The organism is Nitrosomonas supralitoralis (genome assembly GCF_003011925.2).
Classification (GTDB): domain Bacteria; phylum Pseudomonadota; class Gammaproteobacteria; order Burkholderiales; family Nitrosomonadaceae; genus Nitrosomonas; species Nitrosomonas supralitoralis.
In genome coordinates, this window is record NZ_PXXU01000032.1 from 12,333 (window position 1) to 26,868 (window position 14,536).

A 14,536-nucleotide genomic window follows, 5' to 3' on the forward strand; every position below is an offset into this window, starting at 1 on the left:
AGTTCACAAAATTTAGCCGACTCAGTTAAGAGTTTCAATAGATTTCATTTTTATATTAACGAATTCCCTAAAAGCACCTGATTGATACTCAAAAATTGCTTCAACAAAACCAGTTTTGGCTTTGGGATGTGAGAAGAAAATTTCCAACAGCATTTCATCGGGAGTATAAACTTCTTCAACCAGTATAATTTTATAACCAGGGTAATGCTCAGATAAGATTTTTTCAGCCTTTATTCTTAGGTCATATGGTATTTCCGAAAATTCCACTTTCTTTTCTTCTTCTAATACTATCCCCTGTTCGTCATAAGCGATGGAAAATTTTTCCCCTCCTTTTTCATAATCTACATCATAACTAGTGGTGCCATTTTTTAATTTACGCTTATAGGTAAATTCTTTCCTGTTGTATTCTTTAGGCAGGGCCCTCAAAACTTTAGGTGGCAAGTCTCCTACACGGATGAAGTGCTCAACTTCGGTATTATGATAGATTGATGGTGTGGTTGCTGCGCAGGCATTGAGGAGAAAAAGTGACAAAAAAGAAACTATAATTGCAATCTGGATCATGATGTTTCATTTCTTATTTTTGCGATTACCCTAACAAAATAAAGGAAAGAATGCGCAAATTCTATAAATCTATTTATCATTAAGATAATTCATTTCAATCTATGAATTATCATTTATACAGCAATAATGATAAAAAACAATTTCTACATAACGTTCAGATATTTTACAAAGATTTCATGGCATCGATCTAATTCACCTCGCCGCAAGCAAAGCCTAAGCTGAATAATCATATATCAATCTATATTCAAATCATCGAAGCTCAGCGTTTTTGCATGTAGAAGTTACGCCCGTTTTTTTATCCCAGCAAGGTGTGCTTTCATTTGGCATCGGAACAGGAATTCCAGTATCCTTATTAATCTTGGCAAGTTGCGTATCCCAAGTTTGTACGCCCGACTTATGGATGTGCAGGCGTAATACCCAACCCAAAGTCTGCGCCTCGTTATCAACAGCATCCATTATGAAATTTCCCAAACTATAGATGATCGGTTTGCCACGATAATGTTCAGTATCTTGAATGACATGTGGATGACCTCCGATCACTGCATCAGCCCCCGCATCAATCATGATGCGGGCTAAATCACGTTGGCGCTTGCCTGCTTTCATTTCATTTTCCCAACCCCAGTGCATAAAGGGGATGACAATGTCTGCCTTGTAAATTTGGCGAGCGGCTTTGATATCGCGCACCACGTGTTCATCTTCACTCCAGGCGATCCCTGCGGTGTTGAGATTGGCTTCAAAACTGCGGGGCATGAATTCATTGTAGCCAAGTAATGCAATGCGTATGCCATTCTTTTCAATAATGAAAGGCACATGAGCTTCTACTAAATTATGACCGCCACCAAAACGTCCAATTTTGTGCGCATCTATGCGTGTCAGCATTTCTGAAAAAGCCACTGCACCATAGTCCCCCGAATGATTGTTGGCGATAGATAGCGCATCGAAATACTTTTTCAAAATTGGTAAGGTACGCGGATGAGCCCGGAAGGTAAAGTTTTTTTCGACGGGATTGCCAGTTGTCGCAACAACGCATTCTAAGTTGCCGATGCGAATATCTGCCTTCGCGAAAATGGAAGCAAATGCAGAAAAGGGATCTTGACCTTGCTCGATGGCTGAGCCTGGCAGTCCATCCAAAACAATGTCACCCACAAATAGCACGCTAACGGTATCTGCTTTGGTTTGTGCATAAATTGGTGGGCAGAGTATGAGGCTTAAAGTAATCACAAATATGATTAAAAATAGCCTCATGCTTTCACCCAAGCCAAAGTGCACTGATATTGCATTTCTCTCTCATATTCCCCGGCATACAGATGATTAATCGGCGTCAATTGGAAAGGCTCACTTGAACGGCTAAAGGGCGGCATATAAGTTGCCTGATGGATTGGAAAGTCTTTTTCGAGACCTTGCAGGTAGGCGTAAATTTTAATGGTATCGATTTTGTTTGTAGTGCCGAGCATAACAGCCTTAAAACTAAAGCGACCACCAATATCGTATAAAGCTGCGCGATAGGGATCATCGATCAATCGGGTTTCTATTTGATGCGTTGTATCAGCATAACTAACCGCGCAGCGTAGTAAAGGCGTTGCTGCACTCAAAACAGCGCCGGAAGTCAAGGTAAATAAGAGAAGTATAAAGTTTGTGAAACAGTTTTTTAGACTGAAAACTGGACTTGTCGTTTTTTTATGCATTGGATAGGATTTTTTGAGTTGAGTATTCAGAATAGAGCAAAAAGGTAGATAATGCATGAGCAAGTTATCCCGGTCTAATTTGTGGTAATTATGAGTAGGTAACTGACGCAAAACCACTGCAATAGTTTGCCCAGTCAGTCATGAGTATAATGGTCAACTAAAACCGGACACTTTTCTATGCGGTCTTTCAATAAAATGTACGCTCAAATTCGAACGGCGATTATTAGACTAATTTTGACTGTGTACGTTTTCCATTGTAAAAAGCCAAATAGTCAATGATACTCAGCTTCGCTTCTTCTTTGGATCTGAATTTTCGTAATTGGATTGTCATGTTTAAGGCTACGGAAGAACCGTTCTGTCGGGGAGTTATCCCAACAGTCTCATTTTCGGTTCATACTCTGTTCTATTTTCATGATAGACAGATGTTCACGACACTCATGGCTGTCATATTGGCTGCCCTACCCGAGTGATGGCACAAGTCAGGTCCCGGTTTTCTGCGCCAAAAGGCCATTTGTAGCGCGCTAACACAATGCTGTTCGCATGTGATCTGCAATAGCCCAACCCACGACTTGCTCGGAAAACAAATCAATGACAACCCCAAAATAGAACCAGCCTTCCAGTATCCAAACATACGTGATATTCGTTGTCATAACTGTTGAAAGCCTTTCTCCACAATGCTTTACTGGAGAAGAAAAATTGCGGCAGGAATATTCCCGGTACTCCATATAGCTTTTTTAATTTCCGTAGCAGAGCCTATAGCTTATGTTAAATTTATTGACATGGGAATAATTCCCACGTATATTGCTTGTGTGTCTATGAGAAATAATTCTCATTTATATTAATCAGCATTTTTAGAGAAGCTCTGAATAGTATTTACACAAACATTTTCTGGATTTAGGTTCTCTCTAAAAAAATGGTTTATTTTTCTTACAAACCATAATTTACAATAATTTGCCCTTAAATATAGATTTTTTGTAGCATAAATATTGACTTACTTTCAGCTAATAGCTTTTCTAGGATTCTGACTTTTAACAGACCGAGCAAATTAATTATCCTAGTAAAACTAAAAATATTTGTTCTTATTTCCTCTTGTTTTATCTATCAAACCAAACTGAAACAGGATGAACCTGCCAAATCAGGCAAATTGAAAGTAGAAGGCTTCCTTGATGAAAAAAGCCGCTAATTTATCGATTTATTGATTCGCGCTGCTGGAATTCTTACTTCCCTCAGTTTTTCTAATTTTCCAGCAGCTCTCTAATAAATAGAGTGGAAAAACCCACTTTCTATAACAAATCAATTTAAATTTTGGGGATTAGAATGGATATATACAAACACAAAATAAATTTTATAAAAACAGCTCGCAGTGCCCATGATGTACTGATTGTTATTTTCAGGCGCGGTTAAGGCGGCTGCACTATCTTTGGCTACTATCGACAATGGTACGGGTACCCCGCTTTGTTGCAATTATTAAAGACACTGACTCAGTTGTTTTTACATCGATAATCATTCCCAGTCCAAACAATATCATTCTGTAGCAGCGATATGGGTCGGAGCGAGCGTTTGATTCGCAAGATGGGGGGGAAGAACAATCAAGACTCGCAGCAACGATGATCACGCTAGTGCAGTCAATTGATCGCGCAAATATTTACAACGAGATTCAGCATTTTACCTCAGTGATAAAAATGTGCTTATTTAGCCGCTGCTACTGAACGATTTAAGGAAGAAAAGTATGAGTGAACAATTTTTTGATGTCGCCATCATTGGCGCCGGCCCTGGAGGGATCAGTGCTGCAGCACGAGCCTCACAGCAAAGTATGTCTCACGTCCTGCTTGAATCATCTGGCAAGCATGCCAATACGATTCAACAGTATCAAAAAGGCAAGCATGTTATGGCCGAACCTAACCAGCTACCATTGCGCAGTGATATTGAATTCGAAGCCGGAGATCGGGAATCTATACTAAAGAACTGGGAACATAGCATCAACAATACCGATATCAATATTCTTTATCAAGCGGAAGTAATTTCGATTGATGGCGATAAAAATAACTTTCGCATCTCTCTAAAATCTGGCGATTTTATCAGCGCAAAAAATATCATTCTTGCACTGGGTGTTCAGGGAAACGCACGAAAACTTAATGTTCCGGGCGAAGACTATTCGTTTGTTCAAAACACATTGGAATCAGCTGATGCTTATCAACAGGAAACGATAGTTATTGTTGGCGCGGGCGATTCAGCGATTGAAAATGCAATTTCACTTTCACACCACAATCGCGTTATCTTGATTAATCGCCGAAATGATTTTTCACGCGCCAAAGAAGCAAATATGAATCGTATTCTTAAGGCGATTGATACCAAGCAGATTGAATGTTTTTATGAATCAGCGATTATTGAGGTGAAGCAAAATACAGCTGAGCAAGAATTTCCAGGTCAGATTGTTCTGAAAACCCCGGATAACGTCATTTCACTTGAATGTCATCGCGTCATTACCAGGCTCGGTACAGTTCCTCCAAGAAAATTTGTTGAATCTGCCGGTATTCGCTATGTTTCAGAACAACCTGATGCGATTCCAGAAATATCGCTCCATTATGAATCGAATGTACCAGGAATATATCTCATCGGAGCATTGGCTGGTTATCCATTGATAAAGCAAGCCATGAACCAAGGCTACGAAGCGATCGAACATATCCTGGGCAATCCGATCAAGCCATCTGATCATTCAATCTTGCAGGAAAAACTCGAAATCTTAGCTTGTGGCGAGGATGTTGAGAACGCTCTGACTCAGATGACGCAAAATCTGCAGCTATTTCGAGACATAAATCCTTTAAATCTACGCGAGTTGATAATGTCGAGCGACATTATCGCACCCGAACCAGGAGACGAAATTTTTGCCCAGGGTTGTTATTCTTCAAATTTTTACAATATCTTGTGTGGAGAAGTGCGGGTACATACCGATTCCGATGATGTTTTTACATTAAAACAGGGGCTTTTCTTTGGCGAATCGAGCTTGATATCAGGTCGACCTCGCCAAACTACCGTGATTTCAGGAGAGAATTGCATCCTTCTTGTCACACCGCCGCGCGCGATGAAAAAACTGATTCGCATGGAAAAATCGGTCAACGATAGAATTAACAAAACTTCAATTATTCGTTCTCTGACACGCCTGATGCCCCATACCCCCGAAGATGTTATTCGAAACGTTGCCAAACAAACAAAAATTCATCACTTTACTGCCAATGAAATAGTTTTCCGCGAAGGTGATCCAAGCGGTCATTTGTACTTGGTACGGAGAGGTTCGATCACATTGTCGAAGAAAACCGGAGCAGGCGAAGTCATTGTAGCCTATTGTGCCGTTGGCAGTTTTATTGGTCTGATTGGACTATCAAAAAATAGTAATCGGATGGTGGCTGCACAAGCCACGGTCACAACGGAAGCACTAAGTATTGATTACGCCAGTTTTAATGAACTCTTGCTGAACAATCCGAGACTTCGCGCAAAAGTTCAACAAGAGACGCAATATCAGTTGGCGCAATATCCCAGTATGCAAGCTGAGCCCAAACGAGGAGAAACGCTTTCCTTCCTAATGGATCATGGAATTGGAGAGGCAACTAACATATTGATTATCGATGAGTCATTGTGCATAGGCTGCGACAATTGTGAAACAGCTTGTGCCGCAACGCATCACGGTATTTCCCGTCTGGACCGCAAAGCAGGACCATCCTTTGATTCATTGCATATTCCGACTTCCTGCCGTCATTGCGAACATCCCCACTGTATGAAGGATTGCCCACCCGACGCAATCCACAGACTGGGAAGTGGCGAAGTGTTCATTGATAATGACACCTGTATCGGGTGCGGAAATTGTGTGGAAAACTGTCCCTATGATGCCATAAAGATGGATGAGATAAAACAAAACGTCAGTCTATTCGCCCGTTTACTCGGGAAACGACCGCAGGTAACTTATAAAACAGCTGTAAAGTGCGATATGTGCAAGGATTTGAAAAGCGGCCCTTCCTGCGTCAATGCTTGCCCTACCGGTGCAGCCATTCGCATTCATGCCGATCAAGTTGTGTCCTTAGTCAACAAAAGAGTTACTTCACTATCTTGATTGGGATAATTGCAAATGCCAATGCATCAATCATTTATCAGTTATAAAAAATATCGATATGCCGTCTATGCAATGTTATTGTCGCTTGTGGCTATCACTGCCTACGTATTGGATTCACCGCGTCAACCACCCAATGGCGGTACTTGGTTGGGATATACGCTCGGCACACTGTCCGCTTTAATAATCGTTTTTTTAATGTGCCTCGGTGTACGCAAGCGTTCTTATCACTCTTCTCTTGGCAGCGTCACGGGTTGGTTATCAGCTCATGTCTATCTTGGTTTCGTATTACTGCTGTTAGCCACACTACACTCCGGCTTTCAATTCGGCTGGAATATTCATACGTTGACGTATGCACTAATGTGCCTAGTCATCGCCAGTGGTTGCTGGGGGATCTACACTTATCTCAAGTACCCAGAGCTGATTGTTCGTCAAAGCGATGGCTTGAGTAGTGAAATAATATTTCAAAACCTGAAAGATCTGGATACACGTGCTTTAAGTCTCGTCACTGCTCTTGATGCTCCTACCCATTATCTGGTATTGGACGCGATTCGACGCAGTACAATTGGGGGTGGTTTTTGGGCGCAGCTGAGTGCTTATGACGGTAGCAAGATGCTAATTCCAAATGAGATGGGATCAGCTGTCACGGCCAGGGTTGTCGATAACAAAGGACAACAAATGCTCATAGAAATTCTTGCAGCTAAACTGGCTAATAGCAGTAATGTCGATGAAATTAATTGTCTCCAGGAGTTATTGGAAACCACTGGAAAAAGAGCTGCTTTATTGAGAAAGCTACAAAAAAAAATTCAACTCCAAAGCCTGCTTAAGTTCTGGTTATATTTGCACATTCCCCTGTCCTTCGCATTGCTAAGTGCCTTGATAATACATATCACGTCCGTTTTTATCTATTGGTAGCCGCATGCATTTTCTAATTTATCACACAGTTCGCACCGATAAAGATACCGGCAACAAGACGTATCAGCAATTTAAGATTAGAACTCAACAATTAACCATTGGTCGCGCTTCAGATCAACATGTACAGATTGACGAACCCCTGGTAGAACTTTGTCACGCGACAATTAGTTTGAGTCATGATGGACAACTCTATGCCAAGTCCTTGACATCCGGCGATATTGAAATCAATGGAGAATCGCACAGATCGAAGCAGCTTACCCCCGGTGATTCTATCCACATAGGATCTATAATAATCAGCATAGAGCAACCCCGGACTGATCACCCTGTTGTGGTATCTATCGATCATCCTGTCGGCGCTAATAGATACAGCTTGGAATCACTGCATTACACGGTCTTGGGGCAAACCCGTTTAAGCAAATCTTTCTGGTCTTGGATGCTTGCTGTCAGCATCATGTTGCTATTTTTTATAATCCCTATATCCGGTCTATTCTCGCCTTCTGTAAAACAACTGCTGCGAGAAAGCATATTGCTGCCTGATGATAGCCTGTGGCTGACCGGACCACTGCATCGGTCACATCAAATAATTGGGAAAGATTGTAATGCTTGTCACACAACACCATTTAAAATGGTTCAAAATCAACAATGTATTGAATGTCATCGTGATATTCAACATCACGTTGATGTCGCTTCACACGATATAGATCATTTTCACGAGAATCGATGTGCTGATTGTCACCGCGAGCACAATGAACCGAGTATTTTGGTGCAGCCAGATCAACGTTTCTGCGTTGATTGCCATCAGAATCTGGAGAAATTGAAAAATGATACAGAATTAGCCGATGTCTCTGACTTTGACAGTGATCATCCAGAATTCAGCTTAACGTTGCTCAAACCCTTTTTTGAAGAAACACAAACTCGCTGGGAAGCCGTTCGTATCGAACGTAATTCATTGGCGACAATTCAAGAAGAATCAAATTTGTGGTTTTCTCATAAAGAACATTTAAACCCTGAAGGAATTCGATCTCCCGATGGGGATAAATTATTGGTGTGTAAGGATTGCCACCGTCCCAATACCAGTGGTCGTCAGATGCTGCCTATCAATATGGAAAAACACTGCGCTGAGTGCCACAGGCTCGACCTGGATAAGGATAATTTGGGCAAACAGGTTCCCCATGGTGATCTTAATACTCTCTTCGATACCTTAAAAGAATATTTCAGTCATCAGTACCTGGGGCAAGATGCTGTGACAAGTTCTCAGATCACACAAGATCAACTTAGACGTCCGAACCTTAAGAACAAGGCTTTGAGCATTGAAGATCGAAAGCAAGCAATGGATTGGGCAGAAAAGCAATCCTTAATAGTTGCTCAAGACCTGATCGAAAAAAGAGTTTGTATTGATTGTCACCACATTTCTAAAATCCCAGGAAAAACAGAATTTGAAAAATGGTATGTAAAACCAGTCGCCCTCAACAAGAGATGGATGCCTTTGGCCAATTTTAATCATGCCAAACACACAGGTGTAGCTTGTATAAGCTGTCATAAAAATGCTAAAAAATCCAAGAAAAGCAGCGATATATTGATACCAGAAATCGAAACCTGCCGTGAATGTCACGGTGGAAATAAAGATAAATACAAGCTTCCGTCTGATTGCCTAATGTGCCATAAATTTCATTTACCGAACCGGGGATTACTTGACAAGACTCAACAGACGGTTACAGAAAACTTATTCGCCAACAAGAATTCATCCAAGCCAATGAACAAGAAATGATTTTGATGTGTTAATGTTCCCATTACAAAACAATCTATTGATCCGATTTTTTTTCTTTTGCAGTCTAGGGATCATTTTCAATACGGGCGCTGATTCGAAGCAACCCGAAAATCTGCTTGAATCAATCTGCCCCAAGCCTGAATTTTCTGAACCGAGACGCCGACCTGGCACCATTCCACGCATGCAGTACCAAGACCCGACTTGCCGTCCCAATCGATTATCAACACCGCGCGCCGAGGATTTCATTGACCTTACCCCTGTTCCTGATCGTTGGCGGATCGTCGAATCGTTAGGATACCCTGTGAATTGGTTGGATCCCTATAATGGAAGCAATCCATTGAAGGGCGACAGACCTGTCTTCGGTGATGATTGGTTTATCAGCCTTAATGCAGTATCAAGCTCTAGACTTGAAGTCCGCGATATTCCGACTACCCGGGTAATCAATAATGATTTAATGGATAATAAGTCTTCTTTTCGCCCAGAAAACCAATTTCTGTTTAACCAGAATTTCAGTTTCGACACTGTGATTTACAAGGGCGACACCGTATTTCGTCCCCCAGAGTATAAATTCCGATTCACCCCTGTTATCAACTATAACCAGATCAACAACGGTAGCATCATCCACGAAGAAAGCTCATTTGCGGTGCAATCGCTTTATGCCGAGAAGTATTTGCGTGATGCTTCAGCTAACTATGATTTCGACAGTATCCGCGTTGGGATTCAACCATTTACCAGTGATTTTCGTGGTTTTCTGCTGCTCGATCAGCAACTCGGTGTGCGTCTGTTCGGGACCCGTGCCAATAATATCTTTCAATACAATTTCGCTTGGTTGCGTCGCTTTAGAAAAAATAGCCAAAACCAAAATGATCTTACTAGGGATCTACCTGAAAACGATGTTTATCTCGCTAATTTGTATTGGCAGGACTTATTTAAATTGGGATTTATGTCCCAATTCATCGTGGCCTATAACCGAAGTCGTGAAAAAGGAACAGGTATTATCGCGGATGATTCATTTGGTGGCCAACTCGCCACTTTTAAGGAAAACGCTCAACATGATTACGATGTCGTCTATTTCGGTTACAACGGCGACGGCCGTTTCGGACGCATCAATTTAACCACCTCAATTTATTACGCAGTCGGAAAAGAATCAAAAGGCATATTCGTCGATAGGAATACTGACGTAAGAGCGCTTTTTGGGGCTGGAGAAATATCGATAGATTTTGACTGGTTTAAACCACGATTATCTGCTTTGTACGCCTCGGGCGATGATGATCCGTTCGATCATACTGCACAAGGTTTTGATGGAATCTCTGAAAATCCAATTTTCGCAGGAACGAATTTTGGTTTTTTCAATCGCCAGGGACTCCCATTGCTAGGAAATACAATCAACCTAAAACGAAATAATACTTTTTTTAACTCAATGCGTTCGCAAGCTGATCCAGGACAATCAAACTTTACTAATCCGGGCATCAATATGATAGGACTCGGCGTGGATATCAATGTACTACCTGAACTTAGGATTTCACTAGAAGCAAACCAAACTTGGTTTGATAAAACAGCAGTGATTGAAGCAGTGCTTGGAAAACAAAATATCGCCAGAAACATTGGTCAGGATATTTCACTCACTGCAATCTATCGGCCATTTGTGACACAAAATTTGATTTTAAGCTTATCGGCAGCAGCACTGATCCCAGGCAAGGGATATCAAGATATATATGGTGATGGGCAAATACCCTTTTCAATTTTTTCCAACATTATTTTGAGCTACTAGATATGACTGTACAGAAATTTTACCGACTCTTAACTCTCGTATTTACCTGTCTGCTTTTAATTGGCACTGCGTCTTTGGCAGTAGCCAAAATTGACGGTATAGATGAAAAATATCCGCGTTTTCCTGCTGCGCCAAATACTCAGACTCCAAAGCAAGTAATTGAAAAAAGCGAGGGTTGTTTAAGCTGTCATAAGCAAATGGATAGCAAGACAATGCACAACAATCCAGCAGTAAAACTGGGGTGTATTGATTGTCATGGAGGTGATGCCAGTGTATTTTTATCGGAAAATCTGCCACTGGATAATCCTGAATATGCTGCACAACGTAACCGTGCGCATGTGCTGCCCCGGTTTCCTGAGAAATGGAATTTTCCCAGCAGCGCAAATCCCGAGCGCAGCTATACATTGCTCAACCGCGAAGACCCAAATTATATACGATTTGTAAATCCCTCAGACTATCGAGTATCAGAAGAATCCTGCGGCGCTTGTCATCTGGCTATCGTTGAAGCAACCAAACGTAGCATGATGTCAACCGGAGTTATGCTCTGGGGCGGCGCGTCATATAATAACGGCATTTTACCATTTAAGAATTATATAGTTGGCGAGGCTTATACCTTTGATGGGCAAGCTGCCATTATCGAAGGCCCACTACTTTCTGATCCTGAGGGAGCAAAACTTAAACATGGTGTGCTTCCAAAACTGATGCCGCTCCCGACCTGGGAAACGGTGAAGCCTGGGGATATCTTCCGGGTATTTGAGCGCGGCGGGCGTACCGCTAACAATCTTTTCCCTGAGATTGGCCTGCCTAGTCTTGGCGGAAACTTCCAACAATTGATCGAACCTGGCAATCCAGATATCCGTCAATCTAACCGCGGTCCCGGCACTGGAGGACGTATCGCCGTACCAATATTGAACATTCATAAAACCCGCTTGAATGATCCATTTACCTGGTTTATGGGCACTAACGATCAGCCTGGAGATTATCGCAATTCCGGGTGCGCATCTTGTCACGTAGTTTACGCCAATGATCGTAATCCTTTACATTCTGGACCCTACGCAAAATTCGGTCATCTTGGTAAGAGCCAAACCATAGATCCGACTATTAATAAAGAAATATCGGGGCATCCCCTGACCCACCAGTTCACTCGAGCCATTCCAACCAGCCAATGTATAGTATGCCACATGCATCAACCCAATATGTTTATGAACACCTTTATGGGTTATACCATGTGGGATTATGAATCGGACGCACCATTTATGTGGCCCAAGGCTCAGAAATATCCAAGTTCAGAGGAAATTCGGGCCATCAACGATCGCAATCCAGAAGGTGCGGCACCCAGAGGAAAGTGGGGCGATCTTGATTTTTTAAATCAAGTTAGCGAGATGAATCCCAAGCTTAAGGATACACAATTTGCCGATTACCACGGTCACGGGTGGAATTTTCGCGCCGTTTTTAAACGTGATCGCAAAGGAAACTTACTGGATAAAGATGGGCATATTGTCGGCGATAACGATCCGGATAAATTTAACAACGCTGTCCATATGACTTCTATTCACATGGAAAAAGGAATGCACTGCGTGGATTGTCATTTTGCCCAGGACAACCACGGCAATGGTCACATTTATGGTGAAGTGGCATCAGCCATCGAAATTGATTGCGTAGACTGTCACGGCACCATTACCGATTATCCGACGCTACGAACATCTGGCCCCGCTGCACCACCAACCGGCAATGATTTATCGCTGCTGCGTAATCCAGATGGACGCAAGCGTTTCGAGTGGCGCAACAACAAACTGATTCAGCGCTCACTCCTCAATCCTGAAATGGAATGGACCGTGTCCTTGGTCAAGGATAGTGTTGATAAGACATCAGAGCACTACAATGAAAAATCGGCACGGGCTAAGTTAATGAGCCGCAATACCCAAACCCAACAATGGGGAAGTGACGTCCCGAAAGATCAGCTTGCTCATAACCAGGACAACGTGGAGTGCTATACCTGCCACACTTCCTGGACGACGAGTTGCGGTGGCTGTCACCTGCCGTCTGAGGCAAACTGGAAAACTGAAGGACATCACTACGAAGGCGCGGTAGCTCGGGTATTCGCCACCTACAATCCACAGGTTGCGCGCGATGAAATGTTTATGCTCGGTCGCCATGGCAAAGTCAAGGGTGCACGCATTGCGCCGGTGCGTTCCAGTTCCGCTCTGGTGGTGTCATCCACCAACGCTAATCGAGAAAAAATATACACCCAGCAACCACCTATCTCATCCAGTGGATTTAGTTCTCAGGCATTCAATCCGCATTTTCCGCACACCACGCGTAAAACCGAAACCAAGACCTGTGAGGATTGCCATCTTTCCACAAAAAACGATAACAATGCCATAATGGCGCAACTCCTGTTACAAGGTACCAATTTTATCAATTTTGTTGGTCATCATGCTTGGATAGGAACTGAAAATGGCATTGTCGCAGCCCAGGTTACCGAATGGGATGAACCTCAAGCAGTCATTGGCAGTTACCTGCATAAATACGCCTATCCCGATTGGTATAAACGTCACCAGAATAATCAACACAAATTGCAGACGGGCTATCGTCATGAAGGAAATCGCAGTACGTGTGTACAGGTTCGCGGAGAGTATCTTTTTTCAGCCCAGGGTAGCAACGGAATGCAGGTATTCGATATTGCCAGCATAGGCAACAAAGGCGTCAGTCAGCCGATTGTTACTGGTCCTTTTAGTCCACTTGGTCACAATACTCGAATCGACTCTGAAAATGCCACATGTGTTGCACTGCCCACCAATCAACCGATTCACCCTGATCGTAATCAGGGCGAATTGATGCGTGAGGAAAACCAGGAACAACCATTTCATCCCATATACAACTATGCCCTGATCACCGACAGTCAAGAAGGGTTGATTCTAACGGATGTCAACACCCTCTCAGACGGTGAGTTACGCAACAACTTTCTCAAACGAGCACTAACCTGGAATAAAAATGGTGTATTAAACGGTGCACGGCATATCACCATTGGTGGTCATTATGTTTATATCATTGCTGATGCAGGTTTGGTAATTCTCAATTTGGATGACCCTCTAAAACCGAGGCTTGAAAGTATCGTCGCACTCAATGATGGTCGAGCATCTGCGCTTCAATTTCGCTATCTCTTTGTCACAGACAGTGAAGGTTTAAAAGTTATCGAAATTACCGATAAAGCCCATCCGTATTTGCTGACAGACAATCAGATACCCTTAAAACAAGCGGGGCGAATCTATCTTGCTCGAACCTATGCTTATATTGCAGGAGGCCAAGAGGGACTGGTAATTGTCGACATAGAAAAAGCGGAGCAAATTAAACTCTACCAGTCATACAATGCAGATGGACAATTACGCGATGTTCGCGATGTGATCGTCGCGACCACCAATGCCAGCCTTTTTGCATATGTCGCCGACGGCGCGGGTGGGCTCAAAATTCTTCAGCTTACCTCACCAGAGAGTCAGCCCAAGTTTTATGGGTTTAGTCCTGAACCAAAACCGGAACTGATTGCCCACTTTGAGACTAAGTCGCCAGCGTTGTCATTATCCAAGGGTCTTGATCGTGATCGCGGAGTTGATGAAACAGGGCATCAGATCTCGGTATTTGGTCGGCTCGGTTCTCGCCCGCTCAACCTTGAAGAAATGCAACGCCTTTATTTAGACAAAAATCAGCAGCCCTGGTTTGTAAAACAGGAGTAATTT

The 14,536-nt window shown here is 42.8% G+C and carries 9 protein-coding genes; 5 read left to right on the forward strand and 4 right to left on the reverse strand.

All coding sequences use genetic code 11. The features are described from left to right. Nucleotides 1-21 precede the first annotated feature (21 nt). The 4 genes from C7H79_RS10845 to C7H79_RS19240 all read right to left on the reverse strand — a co-directional run bounded on the left by C7H79_RS10845 (nucleotide 22) and on the right by C7H79_RS19240 (nucleotide 2,896). Nucleotides 22-561 (reverse strand): hypothetical protein, encoded by a 540-nt coding sequence (locus C7H79_RS10845; RefSeq protein ID WP_106707287.1) that lies wholly within the window; start codon nucleotides 559-561, stop codon nucleotides 22-24. 249 nt (nucleotides 562-810) lie between these two features. Beyond that, a complete protein-coding gene (locus C7H79_RS10850; protein WP_106707288.1) occupies nucleotides 811-1,806 on the reverse strand; it encodes a CapA family protein in 996 nt (331 codons plus the stop codon). After that, on the reverse strand, nucleotides 1,803-2,153 hold the full coding sequence (locus C7H79_RS10855; RefSeq protein WP_106707289.1) for a hypothetical protein: 351 nt from the start codon (nucleotides 2,151-2,153) through the stop codon (nucleotides 1,803-1,805). Before C7H79_RS10855 ends, C7H79_RS10850 begins: the two co-directional genes overlap by 4 nt. Before the next feature lie 614 nt (nucleotides 2,154-2,767). Beyond that, nucleotides 2,768-2,896, reverse strand: coding sequence for a hypothetical protein (locus tag C7H79_RS19240; RefSeq protein WP_258577635.1), 129 nt, complete (start codon nucleotides 2,894-2,896; stop codon nucleotides 2,768-2,770). Between the two features lie 1,079 nt (nucleotides 2,897-3,975). Between C7H79_RS19240 and C7H79_RS10860 the strand changes: the two genes are divergently transcribed. Genes C7H79_RS10860 through C7H79_RS10880 form a run of 5 tightly spaced genes read left to right on the forward strand, consistent with a single transcriptional unit; the run spans nucleotide 3,976 to nucleotide 14,533 of the window. Further along, entirely contained in the window at nucleotides 3,976-6,351 is a 2,376-nt protein-coding gene (locus tag C7H79_RS10860; RefSeq protein WP_106707290.1) for an NAD(P)-binding domain-containing protein, read from the forward strand. A 15-nt stretch (nucleotides 6,352-6,366) separates the two neighbouring features. Continuing rightward, nucleotides 6,367-7,263: a hypothetical protein gene (locus C7H79_RS10865; RefSeq protein ID WP_147383588.1), complete on the forward strand. Its 897-nt coding sequence runs from the start codon at nucleotides 6,367-6,369 to the stop codon at nucleotides 7,261-7,263. A gap of 4 nt (nucleotides 7,264-7,267) precedes the next feature. Further along, a complete protein-coding gene (locus tag C7H79_RS10870; protein WP_106707292.1) occupies nucleotides 7,268-9,031 on the forward strand; it encodes a cytochrome c3 family protein in 1,764 nt (587 codons plus the stop codon). A 13-nt stretch (nucleotides 9,032-9,044) separates the two neighbouring features. After that, a complete protein-coding gene (locus C7H79_RS10875; RefSeq protein WP_106707293.1) occupies nucleotides 9,045-10,802 on the forward strand; it encodes a hypothetical protein in 1,758 nt (585 codons plus the stop codon). 2 nt (nucleotides 10,803-10,804) lie between these two features. Continuing rightward, nucleotides 10,805-14,533: an LVIVD repeat-containing protein gene (locus C7H79_RS10880; protein WP_106707294.1), complete on the forward strand. Its 3,729-nt coding sequence runs from the start codon at nucleotides 10,805-10,807 to the stop codon at nucleotides 14,531-14,533. Nucleotides 14,534-14,536 lie beyond the last annotated feature (3 nt).

Excerpts from the sequence above, each read along its gene's own strand:
- C7H79_RS10845 (WP_106707287.1), bottom strand. The coding sequence starts at position 561 with ATGATCCAGATTGCAATTATAGTTTCTTTTTTGTCACTTTTTCTCCTC.
- C7H79_RS10850 (WP_106707288.1), bottom strand. The coding sequence starts at position 1,806 with ATGAGGCTATTTTTAATCATATTTGTGATTACTTTAAGCCTCATACTC.
- C7H79_RS19240 (WP_258577635.1), bottom strand. The coding sequence starts at position 2,896 with ATGACAACGAATATCACGTATGTTTGGATACTGGAAGGCTGGTTCTAT.
- C7H79_RS10860 (WP_106707290.1), top strand. The coding sequence starts at position 3,976 with ATGAGTGAACAATTTTTTGATGTCGCCATCATTGGCGCCGGCCCTGGA.
- C7H79_RS10865 (WP_147383588.1), top strand. The coding sequence starts at position 6,367 with ATGCCAATGCATCAATCATTTATCAGTTATAAAAAATATCGATATGCC.
- C7H79_RS10870 (WP_106707292.1), top strand. The coding sequence starts at position 7,268 with ATGCATTTTCTAATTTATCACACAGTTCGCACCGATAAAGATACCGGC.
- C7H79_RS10875 (WP_106707293.1), top strand. The coding sequence starts at position 9,045 with ATGTTCCCATTACAAAACAATCTATTGATCCGATTTTTTTTCTTTTGC.
- C7H79_RS10880 (WP_106707294.1), top strand. The coding sequence starts at position 10,805 with ATGACTGTACAGAAATTTTACCGACTCTTAACTCTCGTATTTACCTGT.